Source organism: Bradyrhizobium sp. Crot121 (genome assembly GCF_059512385.1).
Genome location: NZ_JCAMOR010000010.1, coordinates 22361 through 46917, shown reverse-complemented (window position 1 = coordinate 46917; position 24557 = coordinate 22361). Strand labels below are relative to the sequence as shown.

The 24557-nt window shown below is 63.6% G+C and carries 22 protein-coding genes; 18 read left to right on the top strand and 4 right to left on the bottom strand.

The annotated features are described in order from the left end of the window. Positions 1-216 precede the first annotated feature (216 nt). The 5 genes from AC5ZGW_RS12120 to AC5ZGW_RS12100 all read left to right on the top strand — a co-directional run bounded on the left by AC5ZGW_RS12120 (position 217) and on the right by AC5ZGW_RS12100 (position 5426). Positions 217-837 (top strand): (2Fe-2S)-binding protein, encoded by a 621-nt coding sequence (locus AC5ZGW_RS12120; protein WP_130224968.1) that lies wholly within the window; start codon positions 217-219, stop codon positions 835-837. A gap of 13 nt (positions 838-850) precedes the next feature. Next, the gene (locus AC5ZGW_RS12115; protein ID WP_130224967.1) at positions 851-1867 is read left to right on the top strand and encodes an FAD binding domain-containing protein; all 1017 of its coding nucleotides are present in this window, start codon (positions 851-853) and stop codon (positions 1865-1867) included. Between the two features lie 2 nt (positions 1868-1869). Beyond that, complete coding sequence (locus AC5ZGW_RS12110; protein ID WP_130224966.1) at positions 1870-4143, top strand: xanthine dehydrogenase family protein molybdopterin-binding subunit; 2274 nt, start codon at positions 1870-1872, stop codon at positions 4141-4143. 145 nt (positions 4144-4288) lie between these two features. After that, the gene (locus AC5ZGW_RS12105; RefSeq protein ID WP_409334764.1) at positions 4289-4675 is read left to right on the top strand and encodes an FKBP-type peptidyl-prolyl cis-trans isomerase; all 387 of its coding nucleotides are present in this window, start codon (positions 4289-4291) and stop codon (positions 4673-4675) included. A 244-nt stretch (positions 4676-4919) separates the two neighbouring features. Beyond that, positions 4920-5426 carry a cupin domain-containing protein gene (locus AC5ZGW_RS12100; RefSeq protein ID WP_028162586.1) on the top strand — a complete coding sequence of 169 codons (507 nt, stop codon included), beginning with the start codon at positions 4920-4922 and terminating at the stop codon, positions 5424-5426. Positions 5427-5438: 12 nt separating this feature from the next. On the opposite strand, the gene AC5ZGW_RS12095 is transcribed toward AC5ZGW_RS12100, so the two are convergent. The 3 genes from AC5ZGW_RS12095 to AC5ZGW_RS12085 all read right to left on the bottom strand — a co-directional run bounded on the left by AC5ZGW_RS12095 (position 5439) and on the right by AC5ZGW_RS12085 (position 9678). Next, entirely contained in the window at positions 5439-5891 is a 453-nt protein-coding gene (locus tag AC5ZGW_RS12095) for a hypothetical protein (protein ID WP_130224965.1), read from the bottom strand. 67 nt (positions 5892-5958) lie between these two features. Beyond that, positions 5959-7764, bottom strand: coding sequence for a D-lactate dehydrogenase (gene dld, locus AC5ZGW_RS12090; RefSeq protein WP_130224964.1), 1806 nt, complete (start codon positions 7762-7764; stop codon positions 5959-5961). A gap of 387 nt (positions 7765-8151) precedes the next feature. Further along, the gene (locus tag AC5ZGW_RS12085; RefSeq protein WP_130224963.1) at positions 8152-9678 is read right to left on the bottom strand and encodes an amidohydrolase family protein; all 1527 of its coding nucleotides are present in this window, start codon (positions 9676-9678) and stop codon (positions 8152-8154) included. Between the two features lie 238 nt (positions 9679-9916). Between AC5ZGW_RS12085 and AC5ZGW_RS12080 the strand changes: the two genes are divergently transcribed. The 9 genes from AC5ZGW_RS12080 to AC5ZGW_RS12040 all read left to right on the top strand — a co-directional run bounded on the left by AC5ZGW_RS12080 (position 9917) and on the right by AC5ZGW_RS12040 (position 17307). Further along, on the top strand, positions 9917-10942 hold the full coding sequence (locus AC5ZGW_RS12080) for an alpha/beta hydrolase (protein ID WP_130224962.1): 1026 nt from the start codon (positions 9917-9919) through the stop codon (positions 10940-10942). 198 nt (positions 10943-11140) lie between these two features. Continuing rightward, complete coding sequence (locus AC5ZGW_RS12075; protein ID WP_130224961.1) at positions 11141-11566, top strand: VOC family protein; 426 nt, start codon at positions 11141-11143, stop codon at positions 11564-11566. Positions 11567-11592: 26 nt separating this feature from the next. Further along, positions 11593-12081, top strand: coding sequence for a VOC family protein (locus tag AC5ZGW_RS12070; protein WP_130224960.1), 489 nt, complete (start codon positions 11593-11595; stop codon positions 12079-12081). A 220-nt stretch (positions 12082-12301) separates the two neighbouring features. Beyond that, positions 12302-13588 (top strand): phospholipid carrier-dependent glycosyltransferase, encoded by a 1287-nt coding sequence (locus AC5ZGW_RS12065; protein ID WP_245474616.1) that lies wholly within the window; start codon positions 12302-12304, stop codon positions 13586-13588. A 97-nt stretch (positions 13589-13685) separates the two neighbouring features. Further along, positions 13686-14759 (top strand): response regulator, encoded by a 1074-nt coding sequence (locus AC5ZGW_RS12060; RefSeq protein ID WP_130224958.1) that lies wholly within the window; start codon positions 13686-13688, stop codon positions 14757-14759. 88 nt (positions 14760-14847) lie between these two features. Next, positions 14848-15081: a hypothetical protein gene (locus AC5ZGW_RS12055; protein ID WP_130224957.1), complete on the top strand. Its 234-nt coding sequence runs from the start codon at positions 14848-14850 to the stop codon at positions 15079-15081. Then, positions 15069-15308 carry a hypothetical protein gene (locus tag AC5ZGW_RS12050; RefSeq protein ID WP_028162577.1) on the top strand — a complete coding sequence of 80 codons (240 nt, stop codon included), beginning with the start codon at positions 15069-15071 and terminating at the stop codon, positions 15306-15308. The genes AC5ZGW_RS12055 and AC5ZGW_RS12050 overlap by 13 nt, the downstream gene beginning before the upstream one ends. Positions 15309-15473: 165 nt before the next feature. Then, on the top strand, positions 15474-16637 hold the full coding sequence (locus AC5ZGW_RS12045; RefSeq protein WP_165435120.1) for a winged helix-turn-helix domain-containing protein: 1164 nt from the start codon (positions 15474-15476) through the stop codon (positions 16635-16637). 283 nt (positions 16638-16920) lie between these two features. Next, positions 16921-17307, top strand: coding sequence for a hypothetical protein (locus AC5ZGW_RS12040; protein ID WP_207230985.1), 387 nt, complete (start codon positions 16921-16923; stop codon positions 17305-17307). A gap of 161 nt (positions 17308-17468) precedes the next feature. On the opposite strand, the gene AC5ZGW_RS12035 is transcribed toward AC5ZGW_RS12040, so the two are convergent. Beyond that, positions 17469-17861, bottom strand: coding sequence for a ribosomal maturation YjgA family protein (locus AC5ZGW_RS12035; protein ID WP_130224955.1), 393 nt, complete (start codon positions 17859-17861; stop codon positions 17469-17471). 180 nt (positions 17862-18041) lie between these two features. Between AC5ZGW_RS12035 and AC5ZGW_RS12030 the strand changes: the two genes are divergently transcribed. The 4 genes from AC5ZGW_RS12030 (at position 18042) to AC5ZGW_RS12015 (ending at position 24540) form a co-directional block, all read left to right on the top strand. Further along, positions 18042-19367 carry an MFS transporter gene (locus AC5ZGW_RS12030; RefSeq protein ID WP_130224954.1) on the top strand — a complete coding sequence of 442 codons (1326 nt, stop codon included), beginning with the start codon at positions 18042-18044 and terminating at the stop codon, positions 19365-19367. 250 nt (positions 19368-19617) lie between these two features. After that, a complete protein-coding gene (locus AC5ZGW_RS12025) occupies positions 19618-20724 on the top strand; it encodes an efflux RND transporter periplasmic adaptor subunit (protein WP_130224953.1) in 1107 nt (368 codons plus the stop codon). Positions 20725-20763: 39 nt separating this feature from the next. Then, complete coding sequence (locus tag AC5ZGW_RS12020) at positions 20764-23904, top strand: efflux RND transporter permease subunit (protein ID WP_130224952.1); 3141 nt, start codon at positions 20764-20766, stop codon at positions 23902-23904. Positions 23905-23937: 33 nt separating this feature from the next. After that, a complete protein-coding gene (locus AC5ZGW_RS12015; protein ID WP_130224951.1) occupies positions 23938-24540 on the top strand; it encodes a TetR/AcrR family transcriptional regulator in 603 nt (200 codons plus the stop codon). Positions 24541-24557 lie beyond the last annotated feature (17 nt).

Below are 24557 nucleotides of genomic sequence, written 5' to 3'. Positions count from 1 at the left end.
GAACCGAGGCTCTGGATTCTCCTCTCGACGCGTTTTCTTCACGCGAACCGGTATCCGCTTCGCTCGAAAACGCTCCAAGCGCGTCTTCAGCATCCTGGAACTGGCGCTGCTTCACAGCGCTGTGCTTCGTCATCTCCGGAACAACGCTTCACTGCCTTTGTTAGGGCGGTGAGGCGCAGGCGTGCGCCGCAATTCCTTTCGCAAGCGGAGCCCGTCATGGATGACAAGACAAATCCGCAATCTCGTTCCAGCTTCAATCGGCGTTCGTTCCTTGCGGGAGCTGCCGGCGGCGCGATGTTCCCGCTGACGGCACGCGCGGCCGGACCGGCGACGACCACGATCCCCTCGACACAGGATCCCACGCTTCCCGTTCCCGTGACGCTGCGCGTCAACGGCCAGGACAATGCCCTCAACATCGATGCGCGCACCACGGTGCTCGACGCGCTGCGCGAGCATATAGGGCTCACCGGCAGCAAGAAGGGCTGCGACCACGGCCAGTGCGGCGCCTGCACCGTGCTGATCGAGGGGCGTCGCGTGCTGTCCTGCCTGACGCTCGCGCTGTCGGCGCAGGATCACGAGATCACCACGATCGAAGGTCTCTCCAACGGCGCGCGGCTGCATCCGATGCAGCAGGCCTTCATCGACCAGGATGCCTTCCAGTGCGGTTATTGCACGCCAGGCCAGATCATGTCGGCGATCGCCTGCGTGAAGGAAGGCCACGCCGGCAGCGACGAGGACATCCGCGAATATATGAGCGGCAACATCTGCCGCTGCGCCGCCTATCCGAACATCGTGGCCGCCGTGAAGCAGGCGGCGCCCGAAATCCTCTCTGGCTAGCAAGGGCATACCCATGCGATCCTTTGCCTATCAAAGAGCCGCCGATCCCTCTGCGGCCATCCAGGCGCTGGCGGCGGCAAGCGCCAGCAATAATCCCCTGACCGAAGCCGAAATCCAGCCGCTTGCCGGCGGCACTACGCTGCTCGACCTGATGAAGCTCGACGTGATGCGCCCGCGCGCAATCGTCGACATCAATCCGCTGTCGCCGACGTGGGCTACGGTCAGCCTGGAGAACGGCAATCTGCGCCTCGGCGCGATGGCGCGGATGGCCGACGTCGCCGCCAATCCGGAGATCCAGCAGAACTATCCCGTCGTCGCCGACTCGCTGAAGCTCGCCGCGAGCGCGCAGCTTCGCAATATGGCCACCCTCGGCGGCAACGTGCTGCAGCGGACCCGCTGCACCTATTTCCGCGACGTCAGCTATGAGGCCTGCAACAAGCGCAATCCGGGCTCGGGCTGCGCCGCGATGGACGGCTTCAACCGCACCCACGCGGTGCTCGGCACCTCGGACAAATGCATCGCAACCTATCCCGGCGATTTCGCGCAGGCCCTGATCGCGCTCGATGCGAGCGTGGACATCACCGGCAAGTCCGGCACCCGGACTATTCCCTTTGCGCAATTGCACAAGGCGCCTGGCAACACGCCGCAGCTCGAGACCACGCTCGAGCCGGGTGAACTGATCTCCGGTTTCACCATCCCCGGCCGCTGGCCGCGCTCGGCCTATCTCAAGGTGCGGGACCGCCAGTCCTACGAATTCGCTTTGGCATCGGCTGCGATCGCGCTCGATGTTCAGGACGGCACGGTGCGAGATGCGCGCATCGCACTTGGCGGTGTCGCAACGCTGCCATGGCGGGCGCGCGACGCCGAAGCTGAGCTCAAAGGCCAGAAGTTCGACGATGCACTGGCAGAACGAGTGGCTGAAATCGCCTTCGAAGGCGCATCCGCGCGTAGCCATAATGAATTCAAGATCGAGCTCGGCAAGCGCGTCGTCGCCCGCGCGCTGCATCAGGCCATGACCATGGAGATCTGACGATGACGACAGCCGCTCCTGCTCCCAAGGCCAATATGGGCCAGCCGATCCCGCGCTATGATGCCGTCGCTAAGGTGACCGGGACGGCGCAATATGCTGCCGACATGCCACTGCGCGATCCGGCCTATGCCTATCTCGTCACCAGCGCGATCGCGAAGGGCCGTGTCGACAACTTCGACCTGTCCGAAGCGCAGAAGGTGCGCGGCGTTGTCGATATCGTGACGCATGAGAATGCGGAGCACCTCGAGCCCGCAAAGTTCTTTAGCAATGGCGGCTATGCGTCCACGACCAATCAGCCGCTGCGATCTCCTGACATTGCCGAGGAGGGCCAGATCATCGCGGTCGTGCTCGCGGATACCTATGAGGCGGCGCGCGAGGCTGCGCATCGGGTCAAGGTGAGCTATACGGCGGCGACGCCGACTGCGAGCTTTCATTCGCCCGGCACGGTCGCGGCCCGCGCCAAGGGCCAGCTTGCGATGTTCAAGGACGACCCGAAGGTCGGCGATTTCGACAAGGCGTTCGAGGAGGCGGAGGTGCAGATTTCCGCCGAGTATGAAACGCCGCCGCAGCACCACAATCCGATGGAGCTGTTCGCCACCAGCGTCGCCTGGAATGGCGACAGCCTGACCATCTACGAACCAAGCCAGTTCGTCCACGGCCTGAAGAACGGAGTTGCCACCCAGCTCGGCATTGATCCGGACCGGGTGCATGTGGTCAATCCCTATGTCGGCGGCGCCTTCGGCTCGAAGGGCTCGATGACCCCGCGCACCGCGATCATGGCAAGCATTTCCCGTCGCCTGCGCCGCCCGGTGAAGCTCGTCGCCACGCGCGACCAGGGCTTCAACGTCTCGACCTACCGCGCCGAGACGCGCCATCGCGTCGAACTCGGCGCGACGAGCGACGGCAAGCTGACGGCGTTGCGGCACGAGGGCTGGGAAATTTCATCGCGCGCGGACGCCTATTGCGTCGGCGGCACCAAGACCACGACACGGCTCTATGACTGCCCGAATGTCGACAGCCTGGTCTGGATCGTGCGTGCCGACCGCAACACGCCGGGCTTCATGCGCTCGCCGCCGGAAGTGCCCTACCTCTTCGCGCTGGAAAGCGCGATGGACGAATTGGCGTATCAGTTGAAGATGGACCCGATCGAGCTGCGGCGCGTCAACGACACGAACCGGGAGCCGATCGGCGGCAAGCCTTACACGTCTCGCTCGCTGATGGCCTGTTTCGATGAGGGGGCCAAGGCGTTCGGCTGGGCGGAGCGCAACCGCGAGCCCCGATCGATGGCGGACGGCGAGTGGCTGATCGGCTATGGCTGCGCCACCACCTGCTATCCGACCCAGATGGCGCCGGCCGCGGCCCGCGTGCGGCTGCGGCGCGATGGGCGCGTGCGCGTCGAGATCGCCGGTCACGAGATCGGCAATGGCGCCTACACCGTCATCGCGCAGGCGGCCGCCACGAGGCTCGAGGTTCCCGTCGAGAAGGTCACCGTCGTGATCGGCGACAGCGACTTGCCGCCGGCGCCGGTGGCCGGCGGCTCGAACTCGACCGCGAGCACCTGCTCCACCGTGATGATGGTGTGCGACCAGGTCAGGCAGCGGCTGCTCAAGGCCCTGATGCCGAACGAAGGGCAGACCGTCGGCCAGACGCCGTCAGGCGGAGCCTCGCGCAGTGACCAGCGGCTCGATCTCGATCGTGAGGCAGCGTTCGACGCGCTCGGCGTCAGCGTGATCGAGGAGTATGGCGAGTGGAAACCCGACGGCGCGCCGGCGGACTCATTCCGCGCCATGCATAACGGCCAGGTGCGCATGGTCGGCGGCCCGGAGTTCGGCGGCAGGATCGCCTACGCTTTCGGCGCCGACTTCGTCGAGGTGCGCGTCAACCGCTTCACGCATGAGATCCGGGTGCCGCGCGTGCTCGGCGCCTTTGCCGCCGGCCACATCATGAACCCGCGCTCCGCGCGCAGCCAGCTGATGGGCGGCCTGATCTGGGGCGTGGCCTCCTCGCTGCATGAGGCGACCGAGCTCGACGAGCGCTATGCGCGCTACGTCAATGACAATCTCGCCGACTATCTCGTGCCGGTGAACGCCGATATTCCTGACGTTGAGGTGATCCTGCTCTCGGAGGAGGACACGCAGATCAATCCGGCCGGCGTGAAGGGGCTTGGCGAGCTCGGCAATGTCGGCACCAACGCGGCCGTCTGCAACGCGATCTTTCACGCCACCGGTCAGCGCATCCGGAGATTGCCGGTGCGTTTGGAAAAGATCGAGGTATAGCGCGTCGAAAAAGAGCTAGGGAAATCGCCTGCCTTGCGTTAGAGACGTGCCGCCCTACGTAAAGAAGGTAGTTGCGATGCGCTCCAGCCGACGTACCATCGTCAAGACCATCGCTGCCGTCGCGGCCGCGATCTCCGTTCCCGCCATGTCGAAGATGGCATTGGCCCAACCAGCAGGAAAGACCGTGACGACACCTTCAGGACTGCAGATCATCGATACCAAGGAGGGCACCGGTGCTTTCCCGAAACCCGGCCAGATTTGCGTCATGCACTACACCGGCTGGCTCTACGAGAACGGCCAGAAGGGCAAGAAATTCGACTCGTCGGTGGATCGCAACGAGCCGTTCGAATTTCCGATCGGCCAGCGCAAGGTAATCACCGGCTGGGACGAGGGCGTCGCCACGATGAAGGTCGGCGGCAAGCGCACCCTCATCATCCCGCCCAATCTGGGCTACGGCGCGCGCGGCGCCGGCGGCGTGATCCCGCCGAATGCAACGCTGATGTTCGACGTCGAATTGCTGGCCGTGAAGTAGAGGCCCAGCTCTCGCTCTCCGTCATGCCCGGGCTTGTCCCGGGCATCCACGTCTTGGCCGGTCGCCCGAAAGCGCGTGGATGGCCGGGACCCGGCTACGCCGAGGCTTCGCCGGGCACTCCAGTGTCAGTCCGGCGAAGCGATAGCGAAGACGGGCAAGCCCGGCCATGACGAGCTGTTTCATCTGGCCTATGACCGCGAGTTTCTATAGCGTTACCGCGATAGTCTTTTTGAAGGCAGCAGAGATGAGCGGCACCCACGACCACTCGCATTCCCACGATCACGACGAACGCTGGAAGCATGACGGCGTTCGCGTCATTCCCGGCAACCAGCTCGATCCGAACGTGCCGTCGACAGCCGGCATGGACCGCAAGGCCGCGATCAACTTTGCCCGCGTCGGCGCGCAAAAACTTTGGGCCGGCACCGTCACCATCAAGCCCGACGCCAAGACCGGCGCGCACCATCACGGCCATCTCGAAAGCATCATCTATGTCGTGAAAGGCAAGGCGCGGATGCGCTGGGGTGAACACCTGCAATTCACGGCGGAAGCCGGCCCCGGCGATTTCATCTTCGTGCCGCCCTATGTGCCGCATCAGGAGATCAACGCCAGCCCGGACGAAGTGCTCGAATGCGTGCTGGTCCGCAGCGACGGCGAGGCGGTCGCGATCAACCTCGACATCGAGCCGGTGGAGAAGCCGGAGACGGTGCTGTGGGTCGATCCGGTGCACCGGCATCCGGATGAGAAGAAGTGACGGAGCGGTACTCTAGAATTGCCGCGATCGATACTGCTCGTACTCCCGCCGGCACGCTTTGCTGAACCCATGCAGGAGGTCGATGGTGTGGTCTTTGACCATGCCTCGCATCTCGACGAAGCTCTTGTCCGGCTCGGCATAGGTATCGAGGATTCTCTGCGCAACCCGTTCGGCCTCGTCAACGATCTCGGTGGATGACAACACCCGCATCCGCGAGATCTTGGCATAAAGCCCGACCAGATCCGGAACGTCGGGATTCTCATGCTGGAGCGCGTCGATGTAGCATTTTGACGCGATCTCGATGAATTCGCGATAGATGTCCTGCCGGCGCAGATTTTCGCCGGCAGACCATTGCGATTGCACCATGGCGCGCTGGGTGAACCAGGCGGCCGTTGCCGACGTCAGGCCTCCGATGGCGGCACCGGCGAGTGCCGCAAAACCCGAGATCAGCGATGCATCGATCATTCGACGATCATAGCTGGGCGGCGTGGTTTGAAAAGTCCAGCCTATCATTGCTGACGGCTCGGTCGGCTCAAGAAGTCCAGGAGGCGCTGATCTTCGGCGCCGCGGCGGGGCCAGTGTCAAGCCCGGTCTTCCAATGCAGGCATTTGGTGGTTCGCCCAATCCCGGGATTGAAGGCATTGCAGGGGTCGAGCGCCTTGTAGTGTTCTAGCAGCGCAGGCTTTGCGTGATAGAGATGGCCGACATTGTGCTCGGCCGGATATTCGGCGCCGCGCTGATCGAGCAGTTTCCACATCTGCTCCTCGATCGCCGGACAATCATGTCCTTTCGCCACGATGTAGTCCTGGTGGAAGACGTGGCAGAAGAAGTGGCCGTAATAGAGCTTGTGCAGAAGCTTTGCGTCGATGTCGGGCGGCAGGCTTTCACACCACTGCTCGTCGTTGCGGCGGAGCGCGACATCCAGGGCAACGATGTCCTCGACCTCGCGGCCGTGGACGGCGCGATAGCGCACCGCAGCGCCTGCGGCGGCGAAGCGGTGGAGCATCGCCTTGGCGCCCTCGTCGTCGGTACAGGTGAAGAAGTCGCCGTTCTCTGAGGGAAAGATCGATTTCAAATATTGAGCCGCTTCCTCGATGCCGTCATCACCCATTTGCAGGATCAGGTGATGCTCGAAGCGATCGCGATACTCCATCATCCGTTTCGGCAGGTGACGCGGAAACAGCGAGCTTGCGAATTGCATGATGCGGTCGCTGAGGTGGCTCGGCAGGCAGGACAGGCGTTCGCAGATGCCGTCAAAGCGTCCCTTGATCGCGAACAGCAGCGGTAGCCAAGCGGTGCCGAGATAGTGGATCGCGAGAAAAGTATCCTTGCCGTATTTTTCCGCGATATCGAAGGCTGTGCGGTGCAGATATTCGCCGGAAATCGGCAGCGAGTTGAAGTTGGCCAGGATGTGCCGGCGGATCGTCTCGAGTTCGGAAGGATCGTTGGAGCCAATATAGAAGGCGCCGGTTCGCGCGGTCTTGGCGAAGGTATCGAGCCGCACCGCCATCAGCATCACCTTGCCGGCGCTGCCCGATGCCTCGAACAGCCGGTGCGGATCGGCATTGAAGCGAGCAGCGGTCGGCGCCTCGATGTCGCGGACATGCGTCGCATAATCATGGTCGGACGCCAGCCGGTTCGGATCGTTTGCGACGTCGGCTTCCGTGAAGGCTCCCTTCTCCAGCCTTTCCAGCATCGCCTCGGGATCATTGCCGAGATCGATGCCGAGATGGTTGACGAGATGAACGTCGCCGGCCTCATCCAGCCGGGCGAACAGGGCGAGCTGCGTGAAGGCAGGGCCGCGGTGGATCAGCGCGCCGCCTGAATTGTTGCAGATACCGCCGAACACGGAGGCACCGATGCAGGACGAGCCGATCACGGAATGAGGGTCCCGTCCCAGCGGCCGCAACCGGTCCTCGAGCTGGTAGAGCGTCGTACCGGGCATGCACACCACCTGCTTGCCTTCGTTGACAAGATGGATGCCGGTGATCCGCATGGTGTTGATCAGCACGATGCCGCGGTCATAGTCGTCGCCGTCGGGCGTCGAGCCACCGGTAAGGCCGGTATTGGCGGCCTGCATGATCACGATCTTGTTCGCGGCCGCGCAGGCCTTCAACACCCGCCACTGCTCCACGAGGGTGCCGGGACGGACCACCGCGACTACAGAACCATGTCCGAAACGGAAGCCCGTGCAGAATCTGCGGGTGCTCTCCATGCCGGTCAGCACATGGGATCTTCCGACGATACCGGAAAGACGCTTAAGGAGGGCGGCGTCATCCGTGACGCTCGTGCGGCCATCATTGATCGAGCCGGGTGACAGACGAACAGCAGGCTCCATGGCGAAGGGCTCCGACTATTTCAACACAGCCGTGGTCGTCTATTCGTAAGGCTGACTTCTCAGGAATGTCAAAAGCCAAGGGCCGGATTTTGCAACCTTGACGCAGGCGTGATGCAAGATCACCGTGCGAATAGACAAGTCATGATAACTCAAAGACGCCATGCGCTCTCCCGTCATTCCGGGGCTCGCGAAGCGAGAACCCGGAATCTCGCGCCACAGCGTCGGAAGAGAGAGTCCTGAATAACAATTGCCCCGTCATTGCGAGGAGCCAACGGGTCCCGCCTCTGGCGGGCCCGATGACAGGCTCCGCGACGAAGCAATCCATGCCTCCGCAAGTGGTGAGATGGATTGCTTCGCTTGCGCTCGGAATGACGGTGAGCTTGAAGCTCACGCAAACACGCGGTGGTCAATCGTCCCGTTCGGCACCACGTAGCCGTAGCGCATGTTCGACGGCTCCACGCCGGCCTTCTCGTACTCGGATCGCATCATCGCGAAGCGGTCGCCCTTCAATTCCAGCATCGCGCGCTTGGGCTGGATGTCGTAGAGCCGCGCATTGTTGTCGCCGAAGATCGCGCGCTTCACCGGTCCGTCCGCGGGCCCGAGCGGCGGATAGCCGAAGTTCTTCTGCATCACCTCGGGGATCTCGAGTCGTCTCAAGCCCTCGATCTGCCATTGCGGTGCGCCGGTCCAGAGCGAGTCCGAGCCCCAGCAGACATGGTCGACGCCGAGTCCCTTGATCAGCGTACCCATGAGCGCGGCGCAGACATTCGGCTCCGCCACCAGCGTGGTGGCAAACAACTGTCCGACATCGCCATAGACATTGTTGACGCCATACTGCGCGGGGATGTCGGCGAGGTCGCTGGTCCAGGCGATGCGGCCGGTGCGCTCGAATTCGGCGAGCGCCACCTTGGGGTCGCCGCCGACATGGCGATAGGCGGAGTGATAGATGATGAAGTTGAGCTGCGGCCAGTCTTTCGCGGCTTGCCCGACATCGGCGACGTCGGCGAAGCCGCGCAGGTTCGGATATTGCTTCTCGATACCCGGCGGGAACAGTCCCTTGTGCACGCAGACATTCTTGATGCCCGCCTTCAACATCTTCTCGTAACCCTTGTAGGCGACCTTCTCGTCGTCCATCCGCCACGGATAGCGGCTGATCTCCTTGTGGGTGTTGTCGCCGATCGTGTAGCCCTTGCAGGACTCCGGCTTCAGCGCCAGCGCCGCATCGAGCTTGTCGAGCCAGCCGGGCTGGCCGGGCGTGAAGATCGCGTGACAGAACACCCGACGCGAGCCGGCCTCGTCGTTGATCTTCTTGCGCGCGTCCGCCATCTGCTCGTTGGTCAGGAACCAGTCCTGCTCGATGTCCGATGGCGCCGACGAGATCAGCGCGATCTTGGTGTCGGAATCGAGAAACATCTCCTTCTTGTAGTTGTTGAACTTCAGATCCTCGATGGTCTGCTCGTGGTCGCTGAGCTGCTTGTTCCAGCCGGCCTTGCCGACCGCCTTGCGCATCTCGACAAAGCCCATGATGCGGGTGTCGTCACGCAGGAAATGCGTGTGCATGTCCATGATGAACTGGTCTTTCAGCGCGTCCGCGCGTTCCTGCGCCATCGCCGGCGTCGCGGCTTCGGCCCTGCTCACCGCGAACAGCGGTCCATAGACCTCGTTCATCGCCACGAAGGAGGCCGCCATGCCCGCTGCGGTCTGGAAGAATCTCCGGCGGTCCATGCCTTGCTTGATGCCGATCTCATCGGCCATCGCGAGCAGCCGCGCCTCGACCTCGCGCTGCCGTTCGTTCTGCGGGTCGGGATAGAATTCGTCGCTGGAGACGATCTGGGTCGGGATCGGTGTCGGATATTGGCAAAGTTCCGACGGCATCAAAGCTGCAAGTTCTTCTTCGGTGAGATTGCTGCTCATGAAGTGCTCCCTGATTGCGCCGGGTTTTCTCCGGTCTGGCGGCGGCAAAGACTAGGCTCAGTTTTGCAAAGCGTCCGCGACTTCTTCCCGCGGCAATGTTCACAAACGCGTGCGTCGAGTTTTGCAACGCGTGCGTACAGCGCGATTATCTTCAGCTCTCTCGCAACGCCGCGCCAACGCTGCTAAAGTCGTGAGCAACGATCGGACGGAGAATCCGAAACCACCGGGGAGACAAGCGATGGCGCGTTCCGAACACAGGGTCCCACGGCGCACGGTCATCAAGGGCATCGGCGCCGGTATGGCCGTCGGCACAATCGGCGCGTCGCCGCTGCGGGCCGAGACGCCGGTTCCGCCGCAAGGCGAAGAGATCTGGAGCAGCGAATACTGGGCGAAGAAGGGCGATGTTCCGCTCTGGATGTACCGCAAGCGGATCGGCGCCCCGAAGGCCGGGGAGCCGTCGCGGCCAGTGGTGTTCTTCGTTCACGGCTCGTCGGTGACTTCGCGCGTGTTCGACGTCAGCGTGCCCGGCAAGGGCGAATACTCCGTGATGAATGAATTCGCCCGCTATGGTTTCGACTGCTGGACCATGGATCACGAGAATTACGGCAAGTCGGGTCGCACCTCGGGCAATTCCGATATCGCCAGCGGCGTCGAGGACCTGAAAGCCGCCGTCGAGGTCATCGCCGGTGCGACCGGCCGGCAGAAATACCATTTCATCGGCGAGTCCTCGGGCGCGCTGCGCGCCGGCGCCTACGCCATGGCCGCGCCCGAGCGCATCGATCGGCTGGTGTTTGCGGCCTTCACCTACAAGGGCGAGGGATCGCCGACGCTGACAAAGCGCGCCGAACAGCTCGACTATTTCCGCTCGCACAATATGCGCAAGCGCGACCGCGACATGATCCGCTCGATCGCGACCCGCGACAAGCCCGGCACCTCGGACCCCGCGGTGATGGAAGCGCTCGCGGATGCGGAATTGCAGTTCGGCGACCAGATCCCGACCGGCACCTATCTCGACATGACCGCCAACCTGCCGGTGGTGCATCCGGAAAAGGTGCTGGCGCCGGTGCTGCTGGTCCGCGGCGAATATGACGGCATTGCGACCGTCGCCGATCTCGAAGAATTCTTCAACCGGCTGCCGAACGGCGATCGCCAGTTCGTCATCCTCCCCGGGACCGCTCATTCGGTGGTGCTCGCGATCAACCGGCAGTTATTCTGGCATGTGACGCGCTCGTTCCTGACCATGCCGACGCCGATCGCGACGTAATGACGCGACTTTCTCCACCGTCATTGCGAGGAGCGCAGCGACGAAGCAATCCATGTCTTCGCAGGTGGCGAAATGGATTGCTTCGCTGCGCTCGCAATGACGGGTGGGGTTCCTGCCGCAAAAAATTTTGCACCCCCCTTGTCGGACTCCCGCCCGCCCATCCGTCCTTGGGCCGAACCCCATGCAAAGGAGCCCTTGATGTCCAAAATGATCTTCGTGAACCTGCCGGTCAGCGACCTCACCCGCGCGACCGCCTTCTACCAGGCGATCGGCGCCGCCAAGAATCCGCAGTTCTCCGACGATACCGCCTCCTGCATGGTGTTCTCCGACACCATTCACGTCATGCTGCTCACACATGACAAATTTCGGCAGTTCACGCCGAAGAAGATCGCTGACGCAAAAACGTCGAGCGAGGTCCTGATCTGCCTTTCCGCCGACGGCCGCGACGCCGTCGACGACATGGTTGGCAAGGCCACCGGCGCCGGCGGCAGTGCCGACCCCGGGCCGAAGCAGGATTTCGGCTTCATGTACGGCCGCAGCTTCGAAGATCCGGACGGCCACATCTGGGAAGTGATGTGGATGGATCTCGAAGCGGCCGCCAAAGCCGCGACCGCTGGCGCTTGATCGTCGATCGCGTAGAGGAGTTTCTCATGTCCAAGATTACCCCTTGCCTGTGGTTCGACGGCGAAGCCGAGGAAGCCGCCAAGCTCTACGTTTCGCTGTTGCCGGATTCCCGGATCGAGACGGTCCAGAAGAACATCATCGATGGTCCCGCCGGCAAAGCGGGTACAGTGCTGTTGGTGGAGTTCACATTGGCTGGTCAGCGCTTCATGGCGCTGAACGGCGGGATGAAAATGGAATACACCTACGCTGCCTCGTTTGTGATCGACTGCGCGGACCAGGCCGAGGTCGATCGGCTCTGGGACGCACTGCTCGCCAATGGCGGCAAGGCCGAGCAATGCGGCTGGCTCAGGGACCGCTTCGGCGTTCCCTGGCAGATCGTGCCGAGCGTCCTACCCAAATATCTTGGCGGCCCGGACAAGGCCGGCGCAGCGCGCGCGATGCAAGCCATGCTCGGCATGGTCAAGCTGGACATCGAAGGCTTGCGCCGCGCGTATGAGGGGAAGTCAGCGCCATAATCCGCGCAGATGCGTAGGGTGGGCAAAGCGCAGCGTGCCCACCTTTCTTGCACCGAACGTGGATGGTGGGCACGCTTCGCTTTGCCCACCCTACGCGTCTGAGTCCTACAACGCCGTTTCCTGGTGACGATCGGCGCGAAATACGTTCAATGCGATGGACAGAAGAATCGGCGGCGCTCACAATTGACATCCTTGCTGCACCACGATCGCCGAAGACATCGTGCCAAAATCACCTTCCATTTCGTCCGCGCGCACCGTTCTCACTGCGCTCATCATCTTCATCGTCGCGCATCTGTTGCTCCTGATCGGCGTCAGCGCGCCGGAAAAATTCTACTTCGACGAGGTGCATTACGTGCCGGCGGCGCGGCAAATGCTGGAGCCGGTGATACGAGAGCCGATGCTCAACCCGATGCATCCGCCGCTCGCCAAGCAGTTCATCGCGCTGTCGATCAGGACGTTCGGGGACAATCCGTTCGGTTGGCGCTATCCCGCCGCACTGTTCGGAGCGCTGGTGCTGGTTGGGGTCTATCTCGGCGGACTGGCCCTGTTCGCCCGGCAGTCGTCGGCGATCGCCGCAACGCTGCTCGCCGCATTCAACCAGATGCTGTTCGTGCAGTCGCGGATCGCGATGCTGGATATTTTCGCGCTCGCCTTCGGCCTGTTCGCGATTGCGGCGTTCGCCCACGGCTTCAGGCAGGCTCGGCCGCAGCTCTACTTTGCGCTTGCCGGGATCGCATCCGGCCTCTCTGCCGCCTGCAAATGGAGCGGCCTGTTCGTGCTAGCGACCTGCATCGCCATCGTCGCCGTAATTCGGCTGATGCAAGGCTCGCGCACGCGGTTCGCCGATCCCAAGCCGGAGGACTGGTACCAGCCCGACCTCTGGCCCGATTTTCGTCCCCATCACTTTGCCGCATGCTTCGCGCTGCTGCCCGCGATCGTCTATCTCGCGAGCTTTGTTCCGCTGTACGGATTTTCGTTTCCCGATATCCTGGAGGCGCAACGCCGCATCTTTGCCGACAACACTACGACCGCGATCGCCGGCCACACCTATATGAGCTCTTGGCCGTCCTGGCCGTTCCTGGTGCGTCCGGTCTGGTATCTCTTCGACAAGCTCGGCGACAACAGCATCGCCGCGGTGGTCCTCCTCGGCAATCCCCTGATTCTGTGGCCGGCGCTGGCCGCGCTCACCGTAGCCTTGCGCGACTGGATCGTGGTGCGGCGGGCGGACGCGTTCCTGGTGCTCGCGTTCTATTTTGGTCCCTATCTCGCCTGGGCATTGCTGCCGCGCACGCTCGGCTTCATCTATTACTACCTGCCGGCCGCGACCACCGCGAGTTTTGCCCTGGTCTACGCGCTGACCCGCGCCGGCACTCCGCGCTGGCTGTTATGGGCCTTCGTCGCCATCGGTGCGCTGGGCTTTGCGGTCATGCTGCCGATCTCGGCGGCCTTCATCGGCACCTCGACGGCGGCCTTCAATCACCTGATGCTGTTCCGAAGCTGGATCTGAGATGTCGCGGCAGGCTTGACGGGCCGTAACGGCTCATGGATTTTTGCATGCAAAGGTAGGTCCATCGATTTGCGTCAAGGGCAGTGGAACGACCATCATGCTGGAGCGTCTCTTCGATTCGTCAACGCTTTCCCCGCACGGAATGTGCCTGCTGTGCGAGCCTGGGCTGATCTGGCTCCACGTCATCTCCGACGCGGTGATTGCGGCGGCCTACTTCTCCATCCCCATAGCGCTGGTCATCTTCGTGTCGAAGCGGCGCGACGTCGCGTTCGGCTGGGTCTTCTGGGCTTTTGCGCTTTTCATCCTGTTCTGCGGCTTCACCCATGTGCTGTCGATCGTCACGCTCTGGGTGCCGATCTACGGCATCGAGGGCATCGCCAAATTGTTGACGGCCGCCGCCTCCATCGTCACCGCCGCCATGCTGTGGCCGCTGCTGCCGAAGCTCTTGGCGCTGCCCTCGCCGTCGCAGCTCCGCGAGGCCGAGGACTTGCTGCGACAGTCGCAGCAGGTGACCGGCGGCGTGGCGCACGATTTCAACAATCTGTTGACGGTCATCAGCGGCAACCTCGAAATCGCCGCGCGCAGCGTACAATCGGACGGCGGCGCCAAGCGCGACCGGCTGGCGCGCGTGATCGGCAATGCCTCCAACAGTGCACAGCGGGCGGCGGTGTTGACGCAGCAACTCCTCACCCATGCGCGGGGCGAGCCGCCCGATCTCAAGCCCGCCTACCAGCCGCCTCTTCCAACCGCCGTCCCCGTCAAGGAGGACGTCGTCCCGGTCGTCGGCAGCGCCGGCAATGAGACGATCCTGGTGGTCGAGGACGAGGCCAGCGTGAGGTCCTTCCTCGTGGAGACCCTGCAGGACCTCAACTACAAAGTCCGCGAGGCCGCCGATGGCTCGGCCGCGCTGGCGCTGTTCAAGGGCGGGCGGTTCCATGTCGACCTGCTGCTCACCGACATCATCATGCCCGGCCTGAATGGCCGCGAATTGGCCGATGAACTGCACCGTATCCAGCCTGACCTGAAGGTGCTGTTCATGACCGGCTATGCGGGCAACGCCGTCGGCGGCGAGGATCGGCCCGACGACGACGTATCGCTGTTGCAGAAGCCGCTGACGCAGACCGTGCTCGCGGCAAGGATCAGGGAAATGCTCGACAAGCCCGTGACGTAGCCCGGATGCAGCGAAGCGTAATCCGGGTTCATCTCGCCACGCAGCGAGCATCCCCGGGTTGCGCTGCGCTTCACCCGGGCTACGGCGAATGGATTTCGAGGGCGATCTGCAGCTCGGTCGCGGCGAGCTCGGCAATCTCCTGGCTCGTAGCAAATCGGCTCACGACCGCGACCGCTGGTCGCAGTTCGCCTTTGCTTCATCCCACTGCAATACAGGAAAAATAGCTTTCCGCCGGAAACGCGGCCGCGAGCCAATGCGTGCTGTATTGGCCGGTGTCACGCCGGTTTCATTCCAAGGGAGATTTTTCCGATGCGACGATTGATCCTGGCTGCTGCGTTCTCGGCTGTTGCCTTTGCGCCTGCCTTGGCCAAGCCGGTGGCCTGCACCACGGAGAACATGGCCAAATCGACGGCCTCGATGAACACGATGCCGGAAGGGCCCGGCAAGGCGGCGATGGCCAAGAGCATCAGCAAGGCCAATAGCGAGATGAGCAAGGGCAACATGCGCGGCGCCTGCAAGCACTACCTGGAGGCCCAGGCGGCCAAGTAAACAAGACCGACCACCGAGCTTGGGCCGCGCCACCTGGCGCGGCCTTTTCCTTGCCTGCGTCCCGTGGTCGGGAATCCATGATCATCGTCTTCGCGCAAACGCTTGGCTTTGGCAGGGCGGAAATCCAGTGTCCACTTTTCCGGATCATGCACTACATTGCGGGCAATGCCCCGCCCGATTCCATCCCATCCTCTGAGCAGGATCGACGCCCGCCGCATCTGGCTGCGCGCCCAAAGGCTCGACACGCCGGTGCCGTTTGGCGATGGGCCGGCCGCCGTGGCCGCCGCGGTTGAGCATCTCGGCTATGTGCAGATCGACACCATCAACGTGATCGAGCGTGCCCACCATCACATCCTCTATAGCCGCATCCCCGACTACCGCCGCGCCGATCTCCGTCACGCCCAGAGCGTCGACAGGAGCGTGTTCGAATACTGGACCCATGCTCTCTCTTATGTGCCGGCCGGGGATCTGCGCTACTTCCTGCCGGCGATGCGGCAGCACAGGCGCGAGGGCCACAAATGGTTCAACTCGGTTACGCCCGCCGACATGCGCAAGGTGATGCGCCTGATCCGCCAGGGACCGCTCACCATCCGCGACATCGACGACGACGTGCTGGCGGAAAAGGAGCATCTCTGGCAGAGCCGCAAGCCGTCAAAGCGTGCGCTGCAGCTCGCCTTTTACACCGGTGCCCTCACGATCAGCGAGCGCAACGGCATGCTGAAGACCTACGATCTGATGGCGCGGCATTTCGGCTGGGACAAGCCGCCGAAGCCGGCCTCGGCGCGCGAGATCACCGCCTATGTGCTCGACCGCGCGCTGCGGTCGCAGGGCGTGGTCAGCCTGGATTCGATCTGCCATCTCGATGCGCCCAGCAAGAAGCCGGTGCGGCGCCTGATCGAGACCCGCCTGCGGCGAGGCGAACTGGTGCCGGTCGCGCTCGAAGGCGCCGGCAAGCAGGAGCACTGGGCGCGCCCTGAGGCACTGCAGCCGGCGGGTGAGGGCGATCCAACCCTGGTCCACATCCTCTCGCCCTTCGATCCGCTCATCATCCAGCGCAAGCGCAGCGAACTGTTCTTCGGTTACGGCCACCGTTTCGAGGCCTATGTGCCGAAGGAAAAGCGCCTGTTCGGTTATTTTGCGCTGCCGGTCCTGGTCGGCGACGAGATCGTCGCCGCCATCGACCTGAAGACCGACCGGGCGAACAAGAAGCTCCTGATGCAGAAATGGAGCTGGGTCGGCAGCGCCGCCAAGCGAGGCGCCCGCAAGGAGCTCAAGCCCCGCATCGAGGAAGAACTGCATAGATTCGAGCGCTTCCAACTCGCCAACTGAGGACGCGCAGAGCGATTGGCGCGCAATAACGGATGGATTCCGTTCGCCACTTTCTCCGCTGTCATTCCGGGATGCGCCGCAAGGCGCAGGCCCGGAATCCATTGGGCCACGTGCGCCGGCGGAGCCATGGATTCCGGGCTCGATGCTGTGCATCGCCCCGGAATGACTACGGCGAGTAGCTAACCTAACTAACTAATCCGCCCTACATGGCTCCAAGTTTCGTCTCGGGAACCCGCGGCCTCCCGGCCGGTTAGTTTATTGCAACTAATTTCAGGGAGGCATTATGGGCAAGGATAAATCAATTCTCGACAAGATCACGGACACAGTGAAGGGCGTCGCCAGCACCGCCGGCGGCGCATTGAAGCCGGACGAAGAGGCCACGAAAGCTGACGAGCGCACGGCGACCTACGTCCCGCTCGCCGCCGACGGCCTCGTTTCCGATCCGATGGTGCCGCCGATGGCAACGGCCCCGCCGCGCAAGCGGCGCGCCGCACCCAAGCCGGCGCCAGCAAGCGCAAGACGGACGGCGGCCGCGGCAAAGAAGGCCGCGAGGAAACGGTCGGCCAGCAAAGCCGGCAAGAAATCCGCCAAGAAGCGCTCGGCCAAGGCGGCCAAGAAGACCGCGAAGAAGACCAAGGCCGCAAAGAAGACTCGGAAAGCACGGCGGTAGCGGTCGGCCTCGCGCCAACTCTCCCCGTCATTCCGGGATGCGCCGCCAGGCGCAGGCCCGGAATCCATCGCGCCACATGCCCAGGTGGCGCCATGGATTCCGGGTTCGATGCTGCGCATCGCCCCGGAATGACGAGAGCGGTGGCGGCGGATTACGCTTCGCTAGTCCGCCCTACGTAGCTTGATTGGCATCGCACAACGATCCAGCGCCACGCCGAGCAAAATCCCGGCGGCATAAGCGACGATATTCCATGCCGAGAAGATGCGGCCCAGCAACAGCGCGCCGGCGGTCGTCAGCCTGAAGGCATCGAGCCACGGCGTATGCACCAGCCGAAACAATTCCACGCCCACCGCAATCGCAAGCGCGATCAAGGGCACTGTGCGCCGCGCCCATCCCGGCGCGGCAATCGCGACCAGGAAGAACACCATCGTCCCCCACAATAGCGAGCCGCCATACTTCACGACGAATGCTGGGAGCCCCACGCCGAAGCCGAACCGGCGCAGCGCCAGCCCGGCAATGGTGACCGAAAGACAAAGCAGGACGCGGACAATCATGAGCGGGCAAGCCTGGTGGGAGACGGAGCTAAAGCTCAGGTCCGCGCCCGGCGCAAGTTCGCACCCGAGGCCGTGCGCGCCGCACCCCGCGGAGATCCTTGTCACAATTCCGATTGACAGCGTGCGCCTGATGCTCAAAACCCCCAGGCAATAGCAATAACAGCCCTCGGGGGGACACCCATGAGCCAGACCACCACGCTTGCCACCGCCGCGAGTGCGAAGAGCGAGATCGAGACCTCGACCATCCGCGCCATCTCGGCGCGCCTGATCCCGTTCCTGGTGCTGGCCTACTTCTTCTCCTATCTCGACCGCGTCAATCTCAGCTTCGCCGCGCTGACCATGAACGCGGACCTGAAGTTCTCGCCGCTGGTCTTTGCCTGGGGCGCCGGCATCTTCTTCATCGGCTATTTCATCTTCGAGGTGCCGAGCAATCTCGCGCTGGAGAGATTCGGCGCCAGCCGCTGGATCGCCCGTATCATGGTGACCTGGGGCGTGATCTCGGCGCTGATGGCGACGGTCAGCGGCGAGACGAGTTTTCTTGTGCTGCGCTTCCTGCTCGGCGTGGCGGAAGCCGGCTTCTTCCCCGGCATCATCCTTTATCTGACCTATTGGTATCCGGCCGAATACCGCGCCCGCTTCATGGCCGCGTTTGCGGTCGCCGTTCCCGTGTCCACGGTGATCGGCGCTCCGATCTCCGGGCTTCTGCTCGGGCTTGACGGCGTGATGGGGCTGAGGGGCTGGCAGTGGCTCTTCATCATCGAGGGCGTCCCCTCGGTCCTGCTCGGCATCGTCACCTGGTTCTATCTCACCGACAGGCCGGAGAAGGCGAACTGGCTGACCGCGGAGCAGAAGGCGTGGCTCAAGGCAAAGCTTGACGCCGAGGCCGCGGCCAAGCAGGCGGTCAGGCATTTCACGCTCGGCGAGGCGCTGTCCTCGCCCAAGGTGATCACGTTGAGCCTGATCTATTTTGGCTTCGTCGGCGCGCTTTATGGCATGCAGTTCTGGCTGCCGCAGATCGTGAAAGCCTTCGGCCTCACCAACGCGCAGACCGGCTTCGTCACCGCGATCCCCTATCTGTTCGGCACCATCGCAATGGTGCTGTGGGCGCGGCACTCCGACGCCAGGCGGGAGCGCGTCGCCCATGTCGGCGGGCCGCTGTTGCTCACGGCGCTCGCGCTCGGCGTCTCCAGCTACCTCACCGATCCCATCATCACCATGGTCGTCTTGACGATCGCGGCGATCGGGATCTTCTGCACCTTCGCGGTGTTCTGGACATTGCCGACCGCCTGGCTCTCCGGCACCGCGGCGGCCGGCGCCATCGCGCTGATCAATTCGATCGGCAATCTCGCCGGCTTCGGCGGCCCCTATCTGATCGGCTGGGTCAAGGACGCCACCGGCAACACCTCGACCGGCCTGCTTGTGCTGTCGCTATTGCCGCTCGCCGCCGGCCTCCTCACGTTCCTCGGCGGCCACGAGACCAAGACCGAATTCGCCAGCGCGAAGTAGCGCAGCTTCGCCATCGGACATGCCGTAGCCAGGATCGAGCGCAGCGCAATCCGGGGCTGGTCTATCCATACGGCCAGAACCCCGGATTGCGCTGCGCTCCATCCGGGCTACCCGCCATCGCGACCCCCTTTGCCCGCAGTCAATCGGCCATGCCCAAACTCACGATTTAGTGTTGATCACTGACGATTATTGACATTCGTCAGTGCTCAATCGATAGTCTTCATCAGACATCAGCCCGATGGAGAGACCGATGTTCGCCCGTTCTATTTTCGCAAATTATTACAAGCTTTTAGCTGGCGCGCTGCTGGCGGCGGCGGCGATTTCGCTGGCCGGCTGCGACGAGACGGTCGCCGAGAAAGCCGATCCCGGGCGTCCGGTCCTGGTCTCCATGGTGCATTATGAGGCCGAGACCCCCGACCGCAGCTTTGTCGGCACGATCAAGCCGCGCATCGAGAGCGACATGGGCTTCCGGGTCGCTGGCAAGGTCGCAAAGCGCCTCGTCGAAGTCGGCCAGACCGTCGATATCGGCCAGCCGCTCGCCACCCTCGATGAAGTCGATCTGAAGCTGCAGGCCGAGCAGGCTGAAGCCGAACTGCGCGCCGCCACCGGCGTGCTGGCGCAGGCGGCGGCCGCCGAGAAGCGCGCCAAGGACCTGCGGGCCAAGGGCTGGACTACGGACGCGCAGTTGGACCAGAGCAGCGCCGCGGCGGATGAGGCCCGCGCCCGCCTCAACCGCGCCGAACGTTCGGTCGAACTGACTAAGAACTCTCTTTCCTATGCGACGCTCGTCGCCGACACCCGCGGTGTCGTCACCTCGACCCTGATTGAACCCGGCCAGGTCGTGGCCGCCGGCCAGACCTCAATCCGCGTTGCGCGGCTCGGCGAAAAGGAGGCGGTGGTCGCGATCCCCGAGACCTTGCTCGGCCGCGCCAAGACCGGCGTCGCCACCGTGACGCTGTGGTCGGAGGCCAATAAGAAGTACGCCGCAAAGCTCCGTGAGGTCGCGCCCTCGGCCGATCCGGCAACCCGCACCTATCTCGCCAAGTTCTCGCTGCCGGAAGCCGGCGACGACGTCTCGCTCGGCATGACGGCGACGCTGACGCTCGCCGATACCGATACCGAGCGCGTGGCGAAGCTGCCGCTGTCGGCGCTGTACAGCCAGGGCGGCGAGCCCTCGCTCTATGTCGTGGGCGACGCCGGCGAGATCACGCTGAAGCCGGTCAAGGTGAAGGCCTATGAGAGCAATTGCGTCGTGATCGCAGGCGGCGTGGAGGAGGGCGCGAAAGTGGTGGCGCTCGGGGTGCAGAAGCTCGACCCGGCCCAGAAGGTCCGCGTCGTGGCGTCGCTGTCGTTCTGATCCGTCGGCCGTAAACGGTTTTGGATATTGGAGGGTGACATGAAGCGCTTCAACCTGTCGGGCTGGGCGGTGAGCCATCCGACCCTGATCCTGTTCCTGATGATCGCACTCGCCGCCGCCGGCTACTTCTCCTATCAGAAGCTTGGCCGCGCCGAGGATCCGTTCTTCACGGTGAAAGTGGTCAACGTCTCCGTGATGTGGCCGGGCGCCACTGCGAACGAGATGCAGACCCAGGTCGCCGATCCCATCGAGAAGAAGCTGCAGGAACTGCCGTATTTCGAGAAGGTGCAGACCTATTCCAAGCCGGCCTTTGTGGCGATGCAGGTGACGTTCCGCGATTCGACGCCGCCGAAGGACGTGCCCTATCTCTTCTATCTCCTGCGCAAGAAGCTGGTCGACGTGCAGGGCCAGTTGCCGCAGGGAATCCTCGGTCCCGTCGTCAATGACGAGTTCTCCGACGTCGATTCCATCCTCTATATGATGACCGGCGACGGCGCCGATTACGCGCAGTTGAAAAAGGCGGCCGAAGGCTTCCGCCAGCGGCTGCTGCGCGTGCCGGGGGTGACCAAGGTCGACTTCTACGGCACCCAGGACGAGCGCATCTATGTCGAGTTCTCCCACGCCAAGCTCGCTACGCTCGGCATCACCCCGCAGGCGCTGTTCGACTCGCTCGCCAAGCAGAACAATGTCACCCCGGCCGGCACGGTCGAGACGTCCTCGCAGCGCGTGCCGCTGCGCGTCACCGGCGCGCTCGACGGCGCCAAGGCGGTGGCTGAGACCCCGGTCGAGAGCAACGGCCGCGTGTTCCGGTTGGGCGATATCGCAACCGTCACCCACGGCTTCGTCGATCCGCCGACCTTCACCGTGCGCCAGGAAGGCAAGCCCGCGATCGGCATCGGCATCGTCACCGCCAAGGGCGCCAACATCCTCGAGCTCGGCAAGGACGTCGAGAAGGCGACCGCCGAATTCATGAAGGCGGTGCCGCAGGGCATCGAGGTCGAGCAGATCGCTGACCAGCCGAAGGTGGTCGAGCATGCGGTCAGCGAGTTCGTGCACTCCTTCGTCGAAGCGCTCGCGATCGTGCTGTTCGTCTCCTTCCTCGCGCTCGGCTGGCGCACCGGCATCGTGGTGGCGCTGTCGGTGCCCTTGGTGCTCGCGATCGTCTTCATCGTCATGAACGCGATGTCGCTCGACCTGCACCGCATCACCTTGGGCGCGCTGATCATCGCGCTCGGCCTCTTGGTCGACGATGCCATCATCGCGGTCGAAATGATGGTGGTGAAGATGGAGCAGGGCTGGGACCGCATGCGCGCCGCATCGTTCGCCTGGGAATCCACGGCGTTTCCGATGCTGACGGGCACGCTGGTCACCGCAGCCGGCTTCCTGCCGATCGGTTTTGCCAATTCGGCGGTTGGCGAATATGCCGGCGGCATCTTCTGGATCGTTGCGATCGCGCTGGTCGCGTCCTGGTTCGTCGCGGTGATCTTCACGCCCTATATCGGCGTGAAGCTGCTGCCCAACATCAAGGTGCATCATAACCACGATCCGCACGCGATCTACGAGACCCGGCTTTACCGCGGTTTGCGCGCGGTGGTGCAGTGGTGTGTCAATCACCGCATCACGGTGGTGGCGTCCACGGTCGGCGTGTTCGTCGCCTCGATCGTTGCCTTCGGCCACGTCCAGCAGCAGTTCTTCCCGCTCTCCGAGCGCCCCGAATTGTTCCTGCAGCTCCGCCTGCCGGAAGGCACCGCCTTCAACGTGACCGAGAAGGCCGTCAAGAAGGCCGAGGACCTGTTGAAGGGCGACAAGGATATTGCGACCTACACTGCCTATGTCGGCCAGGGCTCGCCGCGCTTCTGGCTCGGCCTCAACCCGCAACTGCCGAACGAGGCCTTTGCCGAGATCGTAATCCTGTCCAAGGACGTCGAGGCGCGCGAGCGCATCAAGGCCAAGATCGAGAATGCGGCGGCCAATGGCGCGCTGAACGAGGCGCGCGTGCGCGTCGACCGCTTCAATTTCGGCCCGCCCGTCGGCTTCCCCGTTCAGTTCCGCGTGATCGGTCCCGACGCCCAGAAGGTGCGCGATATCGCCTATCAGGTGCGCGACATCATGCGACAGAACCCGAACGTCAAGGACGTGCAGCTCGACTGGAACGAGCAGTCGCCCTACCTGAAGCTCGTCGTCGACCAGGACCGTGCCCGCGCGCTCGGGCTGACCCCGCAGGAGGTCTCGCAGGCGCTGTCGATGCTGATCTCGGGCGCGCCGGTCACGACCATCCGCGACGGCATCGAGAAGGTCGGCGTGGTCGCCCGTGCCGTGCCGTCCGAGCGGCTCGATCTGGGGCGCGTCGGCGATCTCACGATCACCTCACGCAATGGTGTCGCGGTGCCGCTGCAGCAGATTGCCAAAATCGAATATGCTCATGAGGAGCCAATCCTGTGGCGGCGTAACCGCGACATGGCGATCACCGTGCGCTCCGACGTCGTCGACGGCGTACAGGCACCCGATGTCACCAACCAGATCTCGCCCAAGCTCAAGGAGATCCAGAACCATCTCGAGCCGGCCTACCGGATCGAGCCGGGCGGCGCGTTCGAGGAATCGGCCAAGGGCAATGCCTCGATCTTCGTGCTCTTCCCGATGATGGTGCTGGTGATGCTGACGCTGCTGATGATCCAGCTCCAGAGCTTCTCGCGCCTGATCCTGGTGTTCCTGACGGCGCCGCTCGGCATCGTCGGCGCTTCGCTGGGCCTGAACGTCGCCAACCAGCCGTTCGGCTTCGTGGCGCTGCTCGGCCTGATCGCGCTCGCCGGCATGATCATGCGCAACACCGTGATCCTGGTCGATCAGATCGAGACCGATGTTGCCCACGGCCTGACACGCAAGGAGGCGATCGTGGAGGCCACGGTCCGCCGCGCCCGCCCGGTGGTGTTGACCGCACTGGCCGCGATCCTGGCGATGATCCCGCTGTCGCGGTCGGCGTTCTGGGGCCCGATGGCGATCACCATCATGGGCGGCCTGTTCGTCGCGACCTTCCTGACGCTCTTGTACCTGCCGGGCCTTTATGCCCTATGGTTCCGCAAGAGCCTGGAGGAGAGCGGCGCGGGCGAGGAAGCCGCTTCGGCGGCGCAGCATGACGGCAATGCACGCCCGGCAATTCCGCTTGCTGAAGCCGCTGAATAGTTGAACAGTGAATACATAATTGAGTCCTCACAGATGACGCTGGTTTCGGAACATATCGAGAGTGACACTCGGGAGCGGATTCTCGTGGTGGCCGAACGGCTGTTCCGTCAGATCGGCTATCAGAAGACCACCGTCGCCGACATCGCCAAGGAGCTCCGGATGAGCCCTGCCAACGTGTATCGCTTCTTCGATTCGAAGAAGGCGATTCACGAGGGCGTGGCGCGGACGCTGATGGGCGAGGTCGAAATCGAGGCGCAGCGGATCGCGCAGGCACAGGGGCCGGCGGCTACACGCCTGCGCGACCTGATGAAGACCGTCAACCGCATGAACACCGAGCGCTATGTTGGCGACTCCAAGCTGCACGAGATGGTCGAAATCGCGATGCAGGAGGACTGGGGCGTCTGCGTGGCCCATATGGAAATGATCGCCTCCACCATCGGCCTGGTGATCGGGCAGGGAGCGGCTTCCGGCGAGTTCGAGGCTCCGGACGTGCAGCTCGCCTCGCTGTGCGCCTGCACCGCGATGATACGCTTCTTCCACCCGCAGATGATCGCCCAATGCGCCACCAAGCCGGGCCCGACCATCGACCAGATGATCGATTTTGTGATCGCGGGTCTCTCGCCGCGTGGTAAGTAAGCTGGGCTACAGACAAC